The organism is Mesorhizobium sp. M0983 (assembly GCF_040318975.1).
Classification (GTDB): domain Bacteria; phylum Pseudomonadota; class Alphaproteobacteria; order Rhizobiales; family Rhizobiaceae; genus Mesorhizobium.
The window spans coordinates 1-16,461 of record NZ_JAMYNH010000019.1 but is presented as its reverse complement, the minus strand read 5'-3'; the positions used below and the strand labels follow the sequence as shown (position 1 = coordinate 16,461).

At 62.9% G+C, this 16,461-nt stretch carries 13 protein-coding genes; 6 read left to right on the top strand and 7 right to left on the bottom strand.

From position 1 onward, the window contains the following. The first annotated feature begins 56 nt into the window (after positions 1-56). Complete coding sequence (locus tag NKH71_RS26020) at positions 57-611, top strand: hypothetical protein (RefSeq protein ID WP_023717820.1); 555 nt, start codon at positions 57-59, stop codon at positions 609-611. A 62-nt stretch (positions 612-673) separates the two neighbouring features. Here NKH71_RS26020 and NKH71_RS26015 read toward each other — a convergent pair whose 3' ends face one another. Continuing rightward, a complete protein-coding gene (locus NKH71_RS26015; RefSeq protein WP_023717821.1) occupies positions 674-940 on the bottom strand; it encodes a hypothetical protein in 267 nt (88 codons plus the stop codon). 230 nt (positions 941-1,170) lie between these two features. Here NKH71_RS26015 and NKH71_RS26010 point away from each other — a divergent pair, with 230 nt between their 5' ends. Further along, positions 1,171-3,006 carry a monovalent cation:proton antiporter-2 (CPA2) family protein gene (locus NKH71_RS26010; protein ID WP_023717822.1) on the top strand — a complete coding sequence of 612 codons (1,836 nt, stop codon included), beginning with the start codon at positions 1,171-1,173 and terminating at the stop codon, positions 3,004-3,006. A gap of 20 nt (positions 3,007-3,026) precedes the next feature. Further along, positions 3,027-3,575: a DUF924 family protein gene (locus tag NKH71_RS26005; RefSeq protein ID WP_031193615.1), complete on the top strand. Its 549-nt coding sequence runs from the start codon at positions 3,027-3,029 to the stop codon at positions 3,573-3,575. A gap of 25 nt (positions 3,576-3,600) precedes the next feature. Here NKH71_RS26005 and folK read toward each other — a convergent pair whose 3' ends face one another. The 3 genes from folK to folP are packed head-to-tail and all read right to left on the bottom strand — an operon-like array spanning position 3,601 to position 5,314. Next, entirely contained in the window at positions 3,601-4,122 is a 522-nt protein-coding gene (gene folK / locus NKH71_RS26000) for a 2-amino-4-hydroxy-6-hydroxymethyldihydropteridine diphosphokinase (RefSeq protein ID WP_023717824.1), read from the bottom strand. Continuing rightward, positions 4,106-4,465, bottom strand: coding sequence for a dihydroneopterin aldolase (folB, locus tag NKH71_RS25995; protein WP_023717825.1), 360 nt, complete (start codon positions 4,463-4,465; stop codon positions 4,106-4,108). Before folB ends, folK begins: the two co-directional genes overlap by 17 nt. 3 nt (positions 4,466-4,468) lie before the next feature. Beyond that, positions 4,469-5,314, bottom strand: a complete 846-nt coding sequence (gene folP / locus NKH71_RS25990; RefSeq protein WP_023717826.1) for a dihydropteroate synthase — start codon at positions 5,312-5,314, stop codon at positions 4,469-4,471. 96 nt (positions 5,315-5,410) lie between these two features. On the opposite strand from folP, the gene NKH71_RS25985 reads away from it, so the two are divergent. Further along, on the top strand, positions 5,411-6,028 hold the full coding sequence (locus NKH71_RS25985) for a DUF922 domain-containing Zn-dependent protease (RefSeq protein WP_023717827.1): 618 nt from the start codon (positions 5,411-5,413) through the stop codon (positions 6,026-6,028). Positions 6,029-6,242: 214 nt separating this feature from the next. Next, positions 6,243-7,724 carry an MDR family MFS transporter gene (locus NKH71_RS25980; protein ID WP_023717828.1) on the top strand — a complete coding sequence of 494 codons (1,482 nt, stop codon included), beginning with the start codon at positions 6,243-6,245 and terminating at the stop codon, positions 7,722-7,724. Positions 7,725-7,750: 26 nt separating this feature from the next. Here the strand turns inward: NKH71_RS25980 and NKH71_RS25975 are convergent, their stop codons facing one another. From NKH71_RS25975 to NKH71_RS25965, 3 genes are all read right to left on the bottom strand, one after another. Continuing rightward, positions 7,751-8,779, bottom strand: coding sequence for an NAD(P)/FAD-dependent oxidoreductase (locus tag NKH71_RS25975; protein WP_023717829.1), 1,029 nt, complete (start codon positions 8,777-8,779; stop codon positions 7,751-7,753). A gap of 82 nt (positions 8,780-8,861) precedes the next feature. Beyond that, positions 8,862-9,182: a 2Fe-2S iron-sulfur cluster-binding protein gene (locus tag NKH71_RS25970; protein ID WP_006334837.1), complete on the bottom strand. Its 321-nt coding sequence runs from the start codon at positions 9,180-9,182 to the stop codon at positions 8,862-8,864. Positions 9,183-9,279: 97 nt separating this feature from the next. Continuing rightward, complete coding sequence (locus NKH71_RS25965) at positions 9,280-9,648, bottom strand: Hpt domain-containing protein (RefSeq protein WP_023717831.1); 369 nt, start codon at positions 9,646-9,648, stop codon at positions 9,280-9,282. A gap of 285 nt (positions 9,649-9,933) precedes the next feature. Between NKH71_RS25965 and NKH71_RS25960 the strand changes: the two genes are divergently transcribed. Next, positions 9,934-16,320: an apolipoprotein A-IV repeat region-like domain-containing protein gene (locus NKH71_RS25960; protein ID WP_352482227.1), complete on the top strand. Its 6,387-nt coding sequence runs from the start codon at positions 9,934-9,936 to the stop codon at positions 16,318-16,320. Positions 16,321-16,461 lie beyond the last annotated feature (141 nt).

Genomic DNA, 16,461 nt, shown 5'->3' with positions numbered 1-16,461 from the left:
ATCTTGTTCATGGTCGGAAGCGTCCAAACCAGTCTCTTTGTTGCCGGGTGTCGTCGATGAAAAGCGTTATTTTGTCCAACGTGCTGCACGTGGCGCTCGCCCTTGTCGCAACCATCGGCATTGCCGGAAAGGCTTCGGCGGCGGAACCGGACAAGCAGTTCTTTCGATCGGTCGAGGGCAAATGGGTCGGCCCCGGAGAAATCGTTGCCGGCAAATACAAGGGCACGAAATTCACCTGCAGCTTCATTGGCTCGACGCCTGACGGCAAGGTCGGCATGTCGCTCGACGGCGGCTGCCGGGTCGGTATGTTCACCCAGCAGATGTCGGCAACGATCGAACACATGGGCCGGCAGGGCTACAAGGGCAGCTTCATGGGCGGGGCCGCCGGCTCCGGCCTCGACATTATCGGCGGCAATGTCGTCGATGCGCACAAGGTGGTTTTCACCATTAATCGTAATCAGTTGCGCGGCGTGATGCAGGCGCTTGTCCCCGACGACAATTCGATGACGGTGACCGTTGCCGTGCGGGTCGACCAGCAGCTGGTCCCGGTCATCGGTATGAAGTTGAAGCGGATCGATGCAGTCGAGGTCGGCTCCATAACTCCGAACTGAGCTTTCGGCGTGAAAAGGCGGCAACCAAACGCCGCCGCCGTCCTTGACATGCAGATGGGTGCTCAGCCCTTGATCGCTGCAATCAACTCGTCATAGGCCTTGCAGGCCTCGGCTGCTGTCGTGCCGCCCTGATACTTGGTTGTGACCGCCTGGACCTTGGCTGTGAGGTCGGCTGCCTTGGCCGGATCCTTGGTGATAGCAGCCTGAAGTGCCGCAGTCATGTCCTGAGCCTTCTTGGTCAGCATCTCGGTCGTGCACTCCGGCGCCTTCGAACAGGCAGAGCCGGCAAGTGCCGCGATGCCAACGGCAACCAGCAAAAACTTCTTCATGTCAGTCATCTCCTCAAAAAGGGCCGTGACTTGATCGTCGCTCACCCTCCACTGGCCGAAGCCGGGCGTCCTTAGCGCCGGATAGCGAAAACAAGCAACGCCTGGAAGGCCATTATCCTGTGCAGTGCGCCTGCAATATCGCCTGCACAATGCGCCGGATTCACACTGTTCGATCCGCTCCGAAGCCCCTATCTTGGCCGCTTGACTCCCAGGAGAGCGGAAGGGCAGGCATGGCGGCAGAGGCATCGAACAGCGATCTGATCCAGGTGGTGGCGCTGCTTGCCGCCGGCGTCGTTGCGGTGCCGATCTTCAGGCGCATGGGACTTGGCTCCATCCTCGGCTATTTGGCGGCCGGCGTCGTGATCGGCCCATTCGGGCTGCGCGTCTTTTCCGAATCGGAAGCCATTCTTCATGTCGCCGAACTCGGCGTCGTCATGTTCCTGTTCATCATCGGGCTGGAGATGCAGCCGTCACGCCTATGGGGCCTGCGCCGCGAGATTTTCGGGCTTGGTGCGCTGCAGGTCGGCGTCTGCGCGGTTCTGCTGACCGGCGTCGGCCTGGCGGGAGGTTTCCCGATCGCGCAATCCTTCGTCGCTGGCGCCGGTTTCGTACTCACCTCGACGGCAATCGTCATGCAATTGCTGGAAGAACGCGGCGACCTGGCAACGCCCAAGGGCCAGCGCATCGTCTCGGTCCTGCTTTTGGAAGATCTGGCCATCGTGCCGCTGCTGGCGCTGATCGCCTTCCTCGCGCCGGGCGGCGCCGATATGAGCCTGTCGGATAGGTTGACGGAGGTCGGCATCGGCCTTGCCGCGATCGTCGGGCTGGTGGTTGCCGGGCGCTATCTGCTCAATCCGTTCTTCCGTATCCTGGCGGATGCGCGCGCCCGTGAGGTGATGACCGCAGCTGCCCTTCTGGTCGTTCTCGGGTCAGCGCTCGCCATGCAGCTTTCCGGCCTGTCGATGGCCATGGGCGCCTTCCTGGCCGGCGTGCTTTTGTCGGAATCGACCTTCCGCCACCAGCTGGAGGCCGACATCGAACCGTTCCGCGGCATTCTGCTCGGGCTGTTCTTCCTCGCCGTCGGCATGTCGCTCGACCTGCATGTCGTCGTCGTCAACTGGCAGCTCATTGCCATCTATGTCGTCGCCTACATGGTGATGAAGGCGATCGGCATCTATATCGTTGCCCGCGTCCTCAAAACCGACCATCGGGAAGCGCTCGAGCGCGCCGTCTTCATGGCGCAAGGCGGCGAATTCGCCTTCGTCCTCTATTCCGCGGCGGCTGCGGTGGGCATTATCGACGGCCAAGCCAATGCGATGCTGACCGCCATTGTCATCATTTCCATGGTGCTGACGCCGTTGGCGATCATTGCACTGCGGTATCTGACGCCGCGCGACGAGCAGTCGCTTGAAGGCGTCGATGTCGCCAACGGCCTGACCGGCAGCGTGCTGATCATAGGCTTTGGCCGGTTCGGCCAGATCGCCAGCCAGCCGCTTTTGTTGCGCGGCATCGACGTGTCGATCATCGACAACGAGGTCGAAATGATCCAAGCAGCGGCCGATTTCGGCTTCAAGGTCTATTACGGCGACGGCACGCGGCTGGACATCCTGCGAGCCGCGGGAGCCGGGCGGGCACGCGCCGTGCTGATCTGCGTTGACAAGCCCGATGCCGCCGTGCGCATCGCGGAACTGATCAAGGCGGAGTTTCCCTTGCTGACAGTGCTGGCACGGGCGTTCGACCGCGGCACCGCGTTGCAGCTCATCCGTGCCGGCGTTGACTATCAGCTCCGCGAGACGTTCGAATCGGCGCTTGTCTTCGGCGGCTCGACGCTGGAAGCCCTCGGCGTCGACCCGGAAGAGGTCGCCGAGGTAGTCGAGGACGTCCGCCGCCGCGACGCTGCCCGTTTCGAGCTTCAACAGGCCGAAGGCATCCGCGCCGGACGGCGCTTCCTCAAAGGCAATATTGGCACCCCCATCCCGACGCCGCTCAGCACACCACGCCGCGCGGGTCAGGCGCTCAATGAGGAAACCGCCGGCGTGCTGCAGAAATCCGAGCCGGCCGATTAATCCTTGGGAAGATGCGAATGATGGATGAACTGGACGAACGCGCGCTCTCCGTAACCAGATTCTGGCGCCACGCCGGGGAGGACGCATGGTTCGAGAAGAACGACGCTTTTGATGCCGACTTCCGCACCCGGTTTCTCGATCTGCACTTCGCCGCCGCCCGCCGCGAATGCGACGGCTGGTCCGAACACGCCGAAGGGTCGCTGGCACTGATGATCCTGCTCGACCAGTTTCCGCGAAACTGCTTTCGCGGCACTGGCCACATGTACGCCACGGACCCGCTGGCGCGGCATTTTGCCGGGAAGGCGATCGCTGCCGGCCATGACTTGGCGCTCGACGAAGAGCTCCGCGTCTTTCTTTATCTGCCCTATGAGCATTCGGAGGATCTCGCCGATCAGCTCAAATCGATGGAGCTTACCGCCGCCAAAGCCCCGTCCTATCTGAAATATGCGGTAGAACACCGCGACATCATCCAGCGCTTCGGCCGCTTTCCACACCGAAACAGGATGCTTGGCCGGGAGACGACACCGGACGAACAAATGTTCCTCGACGGTGGTGGGTTTTCCGGCTGATTTTCGGCCACCAATGGCGGCAGCGTCAGGTCTTCCACCATTTCCGGCCTGACGGCAGCCGTTCAATACCCGACGTGTCGACGGCGGCCAGTCGCTCCGACACGCTCTTGCCGTCGACCACAAGCTTCGGTGCAATTTCTGCCAACGGTGCCAGCACGAAGGCGCGCTCCAGCATGCGCGGATGCGGCACCTCCAGTCCGGTCTCGTGGATGATGCGGTCACCGAACACCAGAATGTCGATGTCGATCAGGCGCGGACCCCAGCGCTCCTCCCGCACCCGCTTCAGTTTTCGCTCGGCGTCGAGGCAAAGGTCGAGCAAAGCCCGCGGCGCAAGCGCGGTCGAGATCTCGGCCGCCGCATTGAGGAAATCCGGCTGATCGAGCTTGCCCCAGGGCGGCGTTCGGTAGAGCGACGAAACGGCAACGACGCGCGTGCTCTCGTCGGCATCCAGAATGCCCAGTGCCGCAGCCATCGACTTCGCCGGATCACCGAGATTGCCGCCAAGGCTGAGATAGACGGTGTTGTTGTTACTATTCTGGCCAGACAACGGTCACCTCGACATGATCGAGCACACCCGGCACCGGGGCGTTCGGCTTGCGCACGGTGATCTCGGCCTTTTTGATCTGCGGAAACCGCGCCGTCAGCGCCCTCGCCACTTCGAGCGCCAGCGCTTCGATCAGAAAGCGCCGCTCGCCGGTAATGATCTTTTCGATGACCGCAAAGGCGATGCCGTAATTGACGGTGTCCTCGATAGAATCGTCGACCAGCGCCCGCCCGGGGTCTACCGTGAGCGCCGCATCGACATAAAAGCGCTGGCCGAGCGTCTCCTCTTCGTCCAGCACACCGTGCCGGGCGAAGAAGGCGCAGTTCTTCATGCGGATGACATACATGGCTCAGCTTTCCCCGATCTCACGTGCGAGCATAGCATCGGCAATAGCCAACGCATCCACGTTGATTGCGACATCGTGGACGCGAAAAAGATGCGCGCCTTTGAGCCTCAGGATGACGCTTGTGGCGGCGGTTCCGGCGCCTCTTGCCGCTGCGTCGCGGCCGGTGACGGTGCCGATAAAGCGCTTTCGCGATGTGCCGGCCATCAGCGGAAAGCCCAGCGCACGAAGCTCGGAAAACCGTGCCATCAGGTCAAGGTTTTCCGCGGCTGTCTCCTTGGCGAAGCCGAAGCCCGGATCGAGCACGATGTGGTCGTCGGCAACACCGCTCCGTTGCGCGATTTCCAGCGACTTCCTGAGGAAGAAGAGCTGATCGGCAATCACGTCGGGCAGTTTCTGCCGGTCCCGTCCCGTGTGCATGATGACAAGGCCGGCGCCGGTTTCGGCAGCGACGCTGGCAATGCCCGGCTCGCGCTGCAGGCCCCAGACGTCGTTGACGATATGTGCACCGGCTTGGACGGCAAGCCGCGCCGTATCCTGGCGATAGGTATCGACCGAGATCAGCGTTCCGCCAGACGTCGCGAGCGCCTCGATGATGGGCACTATGCGGGCCTGCTCTTCCTTTGCAGACACCGGAGAGGCACCGGGACGCGTCGATTCTCCGCCGATGTCGATGACGGAGGCTCCCTCCTCCACCATACGGCGCGCCTGGTCCACCGCTTTTTCCGGGGCATCGAACAGCCCGCCGTCGGAAAAACTGTCCGGCGTGACGTTGAGGATGCCGACGACGATGGCCTTGCCGCCAAGGTCAAGATGGCGCCCATGCGCCAGCTGCCATCGCCCTGTCATCATTGCCCATCAACCATGTTCGATCCCACGTCATGACCGGGGATCAATTCCGTTGCGCCGGAGACGGCGGTAAAGCAAGGTGGGCAAAGAGGCAACACGATGAAACGATCCCTCCTCTGCGCCCTGATGCTCGCTCTGACCGCATTCCCGGCCGGCGCTACGACTCTCGTCAAGACATATAGTTATTTCCCGATCGGCGGCAGGACGCTCGACGACATCGGGACCCAGCTGTCGAAACTCGGGCCTCAGGTGAAAAGCACCGGGTCGCGGCATCCCGGCGCCACCCAGATGGCGTTCACCACCCGCGTCAGTTATGCGCAAAAGCCGGGCTCGTGCTGGATTGCCGACGCTGCCGTTACCGTCAAGGTCAAGGTTATCCTTCCCGAGTGGCGCCGCCCGCGCAAAGCCGATGCAGGCGTCAAGCTGTTCTGGGAGACTTTGTCCGCCGACATCAAGCGCCATGAGGAACGCCACGTCGAGATTGCCAAGAACCATGGCCGCGAACTAGAAGACGCCTTGAAGGCGAGCTACCCTGAAAAGACCTGCGAATTGGCCAAGGCCAAGGCCGCGAAAATTACAGCGGCCATGCTTGCCAAGCACGACCAGGACCAGATGCGCTTCGATCGTGTGGAAAGCGTCAATTTCCAAAGCCGCATCCTGCGGCTTTTGCACTATCGCATCGAGCGCATTGAGAATGGACGGCTCGCTCCCGGCTGAACTCCGCGTCGGACAAAGCCAAATTTGGAACAAAGCCAATTTGGCGAAGCATAGTGCCAGCTTCGAAAAACTTTCGAGCCGCTGTCGAAATCGGCCTATAGCGAACGACATATGCCAGGTTCGCAGGGATCAGCCTCCGGCAAACGCCAATCGGCGTACTAGATGCTTCCCAGCCCGTCGCGGAAGTGCACGCAGGCATAATGGATGAACGGATATGGACCAGGCTATCGACAAGCAAGCGATGGTGGAAACCAGCACGCCGCTGACCGAAACCGAGAAAAACGCCATCATCGGCGGCGTGCTTTTGTCAATGCTGCTGGCGGCGCTCGACCAGACCATCGTCGCGCCGGCGATGCCGACGATGGCACGTCTGCTCGGGCATGCCGAATATCTGCCGTGGATCGTAACCGGCTATCTTCTGACCGCGACCGCAGTGGCGCCGCTCTACGGCAAGATCTCCGATATCTATGGCCGCCGGCCGACCGTCTATGCGGCAATCCTGATCTTTCTCGCCGGGTCGCTGGTCAGCGCCACGGCCCCCAACATGCTGGTCCTGGTTGTCGGCCGGGCGATCCAGGGCGCCGGCGGCGGCGGGCTCTTCGCCCTGACGCAGACCGTGATCGGCGACCTCGTGCCGCCGCGCGAGCGGGCTCGCTACGCCGCCTGGATTTCGGGCACCTGGGCCGTCGCCAGCATCGCCGGGCCGCTGCTCGGCGGCACCTTCGCCGAACATCTGCATTGGTCGCTGATCTTCTGGATCAACATTCCGCTCGGCCTGCTGGCGATGGCGATCATTAACAATCCGCTCAAGAAGCTGCCGATCGCCGCAAAACATCACCGCATCGACGGCCTCGGCGCGCTGCTTCTGGTCGCGGCCACCTCGCTGCTGCTGCTTGCCTTGAACTGGGGCGGCAGCGAGTATCCGTGGCTGTCGCGTGAAATCCTTGGACTGCTCGCCTGCTCAGCGGTGTTCTGGAGCGCGTTCGCGCTGCGGCTGATGCGCGCGGCTGAACCGCTGATCTCGCTGGAAGTGCTCGGCAATCCGATCGTTCTCGCCGGCACGTTGTCGATGTTCCTGCTGCAGGCCGCCAATGTCGGCTTGTCGGTCTATCTGCCGGTCTACCTGCAATCGGTCGTCGGCCTGTCAGTCAGCGAATCTGGCACCGCGTTGCTTGGGCTGATGCTCGGCACGGTGGCCGGTGCGACATTCAGCGCGCGAATGATCCCACGCTTTTTCCACTACAAGCGCATTGCCATGGTCGGAACTGTTTTCTCGATCCTGTGCCTCGGCGTGCTCAGCCTGGTCGCCGGGCATGCCTCGCTATTGCTTGTCGAGGTGTTGACGACCTGCATAGGCCTGGGCACAGGCACGACCTTTCCGGTTGCCACTGTCTCGGTCCAGAACGCCGTCGATCGCATGCACCTTGGCGTGGCGACCGGCGTTCTCACCTTCCTCCGCTCGCTGGGTAGTGCGCTTGGCGTCGCCATGCTTGGTGCCGTCGCCCTTGGTTACGGGCTGCCGCTGGCCAGCGAAGGCACGCAGACGGCCGGCCATATCGCCTCAGCCACGCCGTTCGTGATGATCTTTCTTGCCGCCGCCGCGACCTTGCTGCTGTCGTTCATCACGCTCTGGCTGATGCCGGAGAAAACGCTTCGCGGCCATGCCGAGGCTTCGGCCCCAGCCCTGGCGGAGTAGACCGGCCTGGTGAAATCCGGCGAGCTTCAGTCGACCACGCCGAGCTTCTTCTGCAGGCTGGTCGACGAAGTCGTATACTGGAACACGATGCGCTCGCCGGGGCTGATGATGCGCTTGGCTGCCTGTGCCATTAGAGCGACCTCATGGAAGCCCGACAGGATCAGCTTCAGCTTGCCGGGGTACCAGTTGATGTCGCCGACGGCGAAGATGCCGGGCACCGACGTCTGGAATTTTTCGGTGTCGACCGGGATCAGGTTTTCGTGGAGATTGAGGCCCCATTCGGCGATTGGGCCGAGCTTCATCGTCAGGCCGAAAAATGGCAGCATCCGCGTGCACGGCACTTCGACATCGCCCTCCGGCCCCTTGATCGTGGCGGAGGCTAGCTGGCCGTCGCTGCCGGTCAGGCCCGTCACCTGTCCGACTTGGAATTCCAGCTGCTTCATCTCTTGCATGGCATACATCTTGTTGACGCTGTCGGGCGCTGCCCGGAATTCGGGCCGCCGATGCACCAGCGTCACGCTCTTGGCCACCGGCTGCAGGTTCAGCGTCCAGTCGAGCGCCGAATCGCCGCCGCCGACGATGACGAGGTCATGGCCGCGAAAGTCCTCCATCCGGCGCACCGAGTAGAACACGCTCTTGCCTTCATAGGGTTCGATGCCTGGAATCGGCGGCCGCTTCGGCTGGAAAGAGCCGCCGCCGGCGGCAATCACCACAATTTTGGCTTCGAACACCTCGTTTTCGTCGGTAGTGACGCGGAAGCTGCCGTCCTCCAGCCTTTCCAGGCTCGAAACCATGCGGTTATAGGTGAATTCGGGCTTGAACGGCGCGATCTGCTCAAGCAGCTTGTCGACCAGACCTTGCGCCGAGATCGAGGGCCAACCCGGAATGTCGTAGATCGGCTTTTCCGGGTAGAGTTCGGCGCACTGCCCGCCGGGCCGGTCGAGTATGTCGATCAGATGGCACTTCATGTCGAAGAGGCCGAGCTCGAATACGGCAAACAGGCCGACAGGCCCTGCCCCGACAATGAGTACGTCCGTCTTGGTGATAGCGGTCATGAAGCATGCGCCTTTATGGGAAAACGGCGCGACACTGCATGACCATTGGTCCGCTGCCAAGCGGCAGCCGCAAAAATCGGCTTCAGCCTTGGCGGGCCGGCACGCGCACGACCAGCCCATCGAGGGCGTCGCGCACCTTGATCTGGCATGACAGCCGCGAATTCGGCTGGACGTCGTAGGCGAAGTCCAGCATGTCTTCTTCCATGGCTTCCGGCTCGCCGACCTCCGCCGTCCAGGCTTCGTCGACATAGACATGGCAGGTCGCGCAGGCGCAGGCGCCGCCGCATTCCGCTTCTATTCCCGGCACCGCATTGCGGATCGCATTTTCCATGACGGTCGAGCCGTTTTCGGCATCCACGTCAAAATGCGTGCCGTCATGGGCGATGAAGGTCAGCTTGGTCATTTGTCACCTGAAGGGAGTCTGAGCCGACATAATCACTCTGCCAGACAAGTCAACTGCGGCGCGAAAGCGCCGCTGCGTGGCGTTTTGGGAATAAGTTCTATCGGCTGATGGCGGCGACGAAGTCGCGCACTTCTTCGATCAGTGAGCCAAGGCGCTTCAGCGTGCTGGCGTCGTCGGGCCGGCATTCGATCGCACTGGCGCAATCGGCAATGGCGAAGGCGCCGACCCCGCGCGCCGAGCCTTTGAGCCCGTGCGCCAGTAGCAGCCGCTGCCTGACATCCGCATCGACGATCTTGTCGCGCACCGATAGCGCCTGCTGCACGAACAGTGCCAGCACCTCTTGCTCGAGGCTCCGATCGCCCATCGTCTGGCGCGCAAGATGCGCCAGATCGATCGGCCGCGCCCCAGCTGTCCCTGACACGTCACCGCCGGGCATCGAGAAGGCAATGCCGTTTTCGCCACGTATCACTTTGAGACTCCGTTCTTCGACCGCCGCAAAAAATAGGCGTATCCGGTGGACAACGGGTTAATGATTGACCCGGAAAAATGTCGCGATAACGGCGCCGGAATCACGGCTGTGTTAACCTTATATTTAAAGTTTTACGTATCGGACGGAATGCATGTTTTCTTTACCCCGCTGTGTCATTACGATACGACAGGTCCATTTTCAGCCTCCTGCGCGGGACACGCTAGGCAGAATCAATAAGCACAACCATAAGTCCCGCGGCAGCTTGTACAGGGTAGCGAAGGCATGGCGAAGAAACCAACGACGACAAAAACGCTCGACAGCGACGTAGCCAGGGAACTCGAAAAGGCACTTGATATCGATCTGAGCGGCGATGCCGGCGGCGACTTCGACATCGCGGCATCCATGGAAGATCTGGAAGCGCAGATATCGCAAGCCGCCGACGAACTGGCGCGCGAAGGCCGCAGCCAGAACGAGGCGCCTGCCCCCGACCAGGCCCAGAATGCAGCACCCGCCGCCAATCAAAGCCAGAACCTAAATCCCGCGCCAAAAGCCAAGCCGGCTGAGTTGCGTCCTGTCGCAACGCGCAATGGCTCGCAGCCGCCAGCTTTCTCGCCGGCCAACGACGATCGTCAAAAAGACTATAAGACGCTCCTGCACACCCTCAACCGGCGCGCCTCGAACACGATCTATTGGGTCGTGGCTTTTGTTTCGCTGGCCTGGATCGCCGGCGCCGGTGGCCTCGCGAACCTGTTGTTCGGACCTGGCATCTGGAACATCCGCACCTTCGATCAGTTTTTCGCCCGTCCCGAGCTGATCGGCCTGGCGGTCGCGGCAATCGTGCCCGTCATCCTGTTCTGGGCATTCGCAGTGATGATTCGCCGCGCTCAGGAGATGCGCCTTGCCGCGCAGTCGATGACCGAGGTGGCCTTCCGTCTGGCCGAGCCGGAAAATCTTGCCCAGGATCGCGTCATGATGATCGGCCAAGCGGTTCGCCGCGAGGTGGCGGCCATGGGCGAAGGCATCGAACGCACGCTTGCGCGCGCCGTCGAGCTCGAAACGCTGGTTCACAGCGAGGTGAACCAGATCGAGCGCTCCTATTCGGAGAACGAGTCCCGCATCCGCTCGCTGGTCGACGGGCTGGGCAGCGAGCGCGAAGCGGTCGTCACCCATGCCGAGCGTGTGCGCGCCTCGATCACCGGTGCCCACGAGACGCTGAAGGACGAGATCAACGCCGCCAGCGATATCATTCGCGACAGCATTCTCAACGCCTCGACCAAGCTGTCGATGACGATCAACGAATCCGGCGACACGCTGATCGACAGGATCAACGGGAGCTCGATGTCGATCTTCGATTCGGTGGAAGGCCGGCTCGAATCGATCACCGACCGGCTGTCGACGTCGGGCGAGGCCTTCGCCAGCCTGCTCGACACCCGCATCGCCAAGCTGACGGACACCACCGATGGCCTGACGCGGTCGCTGACCGACCTGCTCGACGACCGCACGACCGGCATGGTGTCGCTGCTCGGCGGTGCCGCGCGCACACTCAATTCCGAATTCGAAGCCAGCCTCAACGGCATCGAGCGGACGCTTGCCGAACGTGGCCAGGCGCTGATCAGCGAGTTCCAGACCCGCGCCGAGGCGCTCGACACCGGTACGCAGAAGCTCAACGCCGCGCTGGAGGCTCGCGCACGCCAGATCAACGAGACGCTGGTCGAGCGCGCGCGCGAAATCGCCCACACCTTCCAGGATAGCAAGGAGACGCTGTCGGCGATGATCGATCAGGGCAAGACCCAGATCGGCGCCGACATGGCCGACATCATCTCATCGACCTCGACCATGCTCGAAGCCCGCGCCGGCGATTTCGCCGGGCGCATGGAAGCGGCGCGCCATGTCGTATCGCGATCGTTCGATACGGACATCCAGCGGCTTGCGGATGCTCGCGCCGGCATCGAGGAAGCCGTCGAAAACCACAGCCGCAAACTTTCCGAAAGCCGCGACCGGATGGCGGCGGCAATGCAGGCCGATCTGGCGAAGTTCGCCGAGGGCCGCGCCGAAATCGATGCGGCGGTGACCAACCAGGTGCAGAAGCTTGCCGAAGGCCGCGGCCTGATCTCGCGCGCCCTTGAAGAGGATCTGCGCAAGGTCAACGAATCGCGTGCAGCGATCGACGCTTCGCTGGGCAGCCATCTAGAAAGCCTTGAAGAGGGCCGCAACCGGCTCGCCCAGGCCTTGAACGAAGACTCTGGAAAACTCGTACAAGCCCGCACGATCATTGATGAAATGGTTGCCGGGCACGTCGGAAAGCTCGCCGAAGGCCGCAGCATTCTTTCGCGCGCGCTCGAGGCCGACCTCGGCAAGCTGGCAGACAGTCGCGCCAGCATCGACGGCCTTGTCGCCGGTCAAGTCGAAAAGATCGCCGAGGGTCGCGCCATACTCGCCAGTGCGCTGGAATCCGACATCGCCGGCATCAATGGCCTCATCGAGGCCCATTCGGCGAAATTGGCGCAAGACCGCAGCGGTCTTTCCCAGTCGCTCGAGAACGACCTGTCCGACATCAGAGGTCTGATCGCCGATCATTCGGGCAGGCTCGCCGATGATCGCAGCCTGCTTTCGAAGACGCTTGAAGACGATCTTGCCAAGCTGGCCGAAAGCCGGTCGAGCATCGACGGGCTGGTTGCCGGCCAGGTCGAGAAGCTTGCCGAAGGCCGCGATATCCTCAAGCGCGCGCTGGAATCGGACCTGAACGCGATCAAGGGCGTCATCGCTGGCCAGTCCGAAAAGCTGGCGGAAGACCGTGGCCAGCTGTCACGGGCACTGGAGAGCGACTTGGAGGCTGTGCGCGGCGTTGTCTCCGATCACATGAACAAGCTCGCGGAAGACCGTTCGACGCTGTCGAAGGCGCTCGAAGACGATCTCGCCAAGTTGGCCGAAAGCCGCTCGAGCATCGATGTGATGGTTGCCGGCCAGGTCGAAAAACTGGCAGAGGGCCGCGACATCCTCAAACGCGCTCTGGAAGCCGATCTGAGCACCGTCAAGGGCGTCATTGCCAGTCAATCCGAGAAGCTGGCGGAGGATCGCGGTCAGCTGTCGCGCGCACTGGAGACCGATCTCGAGACCGTGCGGGGCGTCGTCTCCGAACATATGAACAAGCTCGCCGAGGACCGTTCGGCCCTGTCGAAGGCGCTCGAGGACGATCTCGCCAGGCTGGCAGAAAGCCGGTCGAGCATCGACGGGCTGGTTTCCGGTCAGGTCGAGAAGCTGGCCGAGGGCCGCGACATCCTCAAGCGCGCGCTGGAAGACGATCTCGCCAAGCTGGCCGAAAGCCGCTCGAGCATCGACGGGCTGGTTTCCGGCCAGGTCGAGAAACTGGCCGAAGGCCGCGACATCCTCAAACGCGCTTTGGAGGCCGATCTCAACACGATCAGGGGCGCCATCGCCGACCAGTCGCAGCTATTAACCGACAATCGCGCACAGTTTTCGCGCGCCCTAGAGGCCGATCTCGGCAACGTCAACAGCCTTGTCGCTACCCACGCGGAGAAGCTCGTCCAGGACCGCTCGACCCTGTCGAAGGCGCTCGAGGACGATCTCGCCAAGCTGGCCGAAAGCCGCTCGAGCATCGATGGGCTGGTTGCCGGCCAGGTCGAGAAGCTTGCCGAAGGCCGCGACATCCTCAGGCGCGCTCTGGAAGCCGATCTGGAGAGGCTTGCATTGAGCCGCAGCGAGGTCGACGAGATTGTCGCCGGTCATGTCGGCAAGCTGACCGAGGGCCGCGACATGCTGACCCGCGCATTGCAGGACGATCTCTCCAGGCTCGCCGACACGCGCAAGGATGTCGACCGTTCGCTGTCCGGCCATATCGACCAGATCGCCGCCAGGAGCACCGACATCTCCGATGCCATCGCTGCCGACGTGGAAAAGATCGAGCAGGCGTTCAGCCGGCAGACAGGCATCATCGAGGAGCGCGCCAGCACCATGGAGCGGGCGCTGTCGACGGGTGTCGACAACGTTCGCAGTGTGCTCGAAAGAAGCGCGGTCTTCGTCGCCGGGGCGCTGCGCGAGAAGGTCATGGAAGTCACCAGCGCTCTGCATGAGCAGGCGGGCGCTGCATTCAGCGATGCCGACCGCAAGATCGCCGAGCGCGCCGAGCAGACCTCGGCCGCTCTGCTCGCCAGGGCGGAGGACATCGCCCGCACCTTCGAGGAGGCGGATCGTCGCCTCGCCGCCCGCGCCGAGGATACGTCGAGCGCACTGATTGCCCGCGCCGACGACACGTCGAACACCTTGCTCGCGCGCGCCCAGGAGACGGCCGATCAGCTGGCAACCCGAGCAAGTGAGATTGCCGGTACCTTCGACGCGGCGGACCACAGGCTGGTCTCTCGCGCCATCGAAACGGCCCAGTCGCTGGCTGCACGTGCCGGCGACATCTTGCGCAATTTCGAAACAGCTGACGAGCGGCTGGGCGTGCGCATCGGCGAATCCGCCGAAGCTCTCGCGGCACGTGCGTCGGATCTCGGCCGCATTTTCGATGCCGCCGACCAGCAACTTATTTCGCGCATTGCCGAAGGCTCCGAAGCACTTTCGGCACGTGCGTCCGAGATCGGCCGCATCTTCGAGGAGGCCGATCATCGCCTGGTGTCCCGTATCGCCGACAGCAGCACCGCAATCGGCGAACATGCCGACAACATTGTCGGTGCCTTCACCAGCACCGAGCAGCGGGTTGCCGAACGCGCCAGGCAGACTGGCCAGGAACTCGCCGTCCATGCCCGTGAAATCGAGCAGCTGCTTGCCGGTGCCGACGAACGCCTGGCCTCGAGTGCTGCCGCCACAGCGGCCCGCGTCGAGGAGCAGGTCGCCAGCGTCGAGAACCGCCTCGCCTACACTGCCGAGACAATGGGCCAAAAGCTCAACGAACAGGTCTCGAACGCCGAGGCGCAGTTAGTCTCGCGTGCCAACACGATCGCCGAAACCTTCACCGCGGTCGGCCAGCATATCGGCCAGAGCACCAACGACGCTGCAAAGACCATCGGTGCCAATACTCGCGAGCTCAGTACGATGCTTGCGGCACGTTCGGCCGAAATATCGAAAATCCTGGACGAGACGGCACGGCCTCTGGTCGAGCGCTTCGCCCAGGGCGGCTCCGAGCTGCAAAAGAGCATGGAAGAGGTCACCGAACGTGCGACAGAGAAGCTGCGCACTCAAAACGCCGCCCTCGTCGACGCCCTCGCCAGCCGCACGGCCGAAACTCTGTCGGCCGTCGAAGGCGCGCGCTCGACGCTTGCCGACAGCGTTGCCGACCTCATCGGCCGCATGACCGCCTCCAGCTCGCAGCTCGGTCAATTGATCGAGCAGGCGGCGACCAATCTCGGCCAGGTCGACGAACGCCTGACTGGGAGCACGCAAAGCTTCGCGGCGACCACGGAAAAGACCGCCCAGACTTTCGCCAGCTCGGCGCGCCTTGTCGATTCGAACACGACGCGGCTCACCGAGCTGTCGTCCTCGACCTTGCGCGAGGTTGCCTCTATCGCCACCAAGTTCGACGAGCACAGCCGGTTGCTGTCCAGCGCCTCGGATCTGCTGAGCTCGGCCCAGAGCAACCTCGAGCACACGCTCGAAAGGCAATCGTCGCTGGAGGACCTCGCCGTCGGCCTTGTTAAGAAGTCGGAAGATCTCGAACGGGTCATGCGCTCGTTCGAGAATCTGGTCGGCCAGACGCTGCAGAACGCCGAAGGCAAGACGCTGGAATCCGCCGACAAGATCCGTGCCGCGATTTCCGAAGTGGTCGATTCGGCTACCAAGCGCTTTGCCGATGCGACCGAGGAAATGCGGCGCACCGCCGGCTCGATCAAGAGCGAGCTCGACCTCACCCGAGCCGAGCTCAAGAAAGGCGTCATCGAGATGCCGGAAGAGGCAAAGGAATCAACCACGGCTATCCGCCGTGCCGTTTCCGAGCAGATCAACGCGCTGAAGGAACTTTCTGAAATCGTTGCCAAATCTGGCCGCAGCGCCGACAGTTCGGAACAGCGCAACCTGCGTCCGGCGCCGCAAGCGCCTGCCGCACGCGCCGCCGAGCCGCCACGCCGCCCGGCTCCGGCTCCGGAACAGCGCCATGCACCGCAGGCGCCTTCGGGCGAGACGGCGCTGCGCGGCACGCTCGACCTCGAACGTCCCGCAGACACAGCGCTGCGCCAGCGCGACCCCAACGGCCGCACGCCGCAAGGCGGCTGGGTGCGCGACCTCCTGACCGGTGCATCGCGCGAAGACGACGCCAAGCCGGCGGCGCCTGCCGAAGCGCCGCGCCCGGCTCCCGCTCCGCGTTCGCCGCTTCATGTCGTGGAATCGCTGAACTCGCTCTCCGTCGATATCGCCCGAGCCATCGATCACGATGCCTCGATCGAGCTGTGGAACCGATACCGGCGCGGCGAGCGCGACGTCTTCACGCGCCGTCTTTACACGCTGAAGGGCCAGCAGACGTTCGACGAGATCCGCCGCAAATATCAGTCGGAGGCGGAGTTCCGCGCTGCTGTCGATCGTTACTGCGACGATTTCGAAAAGCTGCTCAAAGACGTGTCGCGCAACGACCGCGACAACATCATGGCGCAGACCTACCTGACGTCGGATACCGGCAAGGTCTACACCATGCTGGCCCACGCCAGCGGCCGCTTGCATTGATCAGACGACAATGGAACATGAAAAAGGCGGGAAATTCCCGATAGTGTCCTGAAGGTTCTGCAAAAAGTTTTGGAGAGAGAACGGCGCTTGCTCTGAAGGGCGAGCGGCCATGGCACGGTGGTGACGTTGCAATCACCGATT

Coding starts and splice junctions, on each gene's coding strand:
- NKH71_RS26020 (WP_023717820.1), top strand. CDS start 57: ATGAAAAGCGTTATTTTGTCCAACGTGCTGCACGTGGCGCTCGCCCTT.
- NKH71_RS26015 (WP_023717821.1), bottom strand. CDS start 940: ATGAAGAAGTTTTTGCTGGTTGCCGTTGGCATCGCGGCACTTGCCGGC.
- NKH71_RS26010 (WP_023717822.1), top strand. CDS start 1,171: ATGGCGGCAGAGGCATCGAACAGCGATCTGATCCAGGTGGTGGCGCTG.
- NKH71_RS26005 (WP_031193615.1), top strand. CDS start 3,027: ATGGATGAACTGGACGAACGCGCGCTCTCCGTAACCAGATTCTGGCGC.
- folB (WP_023717825.1), bottom strand. CDS start 4,465: ATGTATGTCATCCGCATGAAGAACTGCGCCTTCTTCGCCCGGCACGGT.
- folP (WP_023717826.1), bottom strand. CDS start 5,314: ATGATGACAGGGCGATGGCAGCTGGCGCATGGGCGCCATCTTGACCTT.
- NKH71_RS25985 (WP_023717827.1), top strand. CDS start 5,411: ATGAAACGATCCCTCCTCTGCGCCCTGATGCTCGCTCTGACCGCATTC.
- NKH71_RS25980 (WP_023717828.1), top strand. CDS start 6,243: ATGGACCAGGCTATCGACAAGCAAGCGATGGTGGAAACCAGCACGCCG.
- NKH71_RS25975 (WP_023717829.1), bottom strand. CDS start 8,779: ATGACCGCTATCACCAAGACGGACGTACTCATTGTCGGGGCAGGGCCT.
- NKH71_RS25970 (WP_006334837.1), bottom strand. CDS start 9,182: ATGACCAAGCTGACCTTCATCGCCCATGACGGCACGCATTTTGACGTG.
- NKH71_RS25960 (WP_352482227.1), top strand. CDS start 9,934: ATGGCGAAGAAACCAACGACGACAAAAACGCTCGACAGCGACGTAGCC.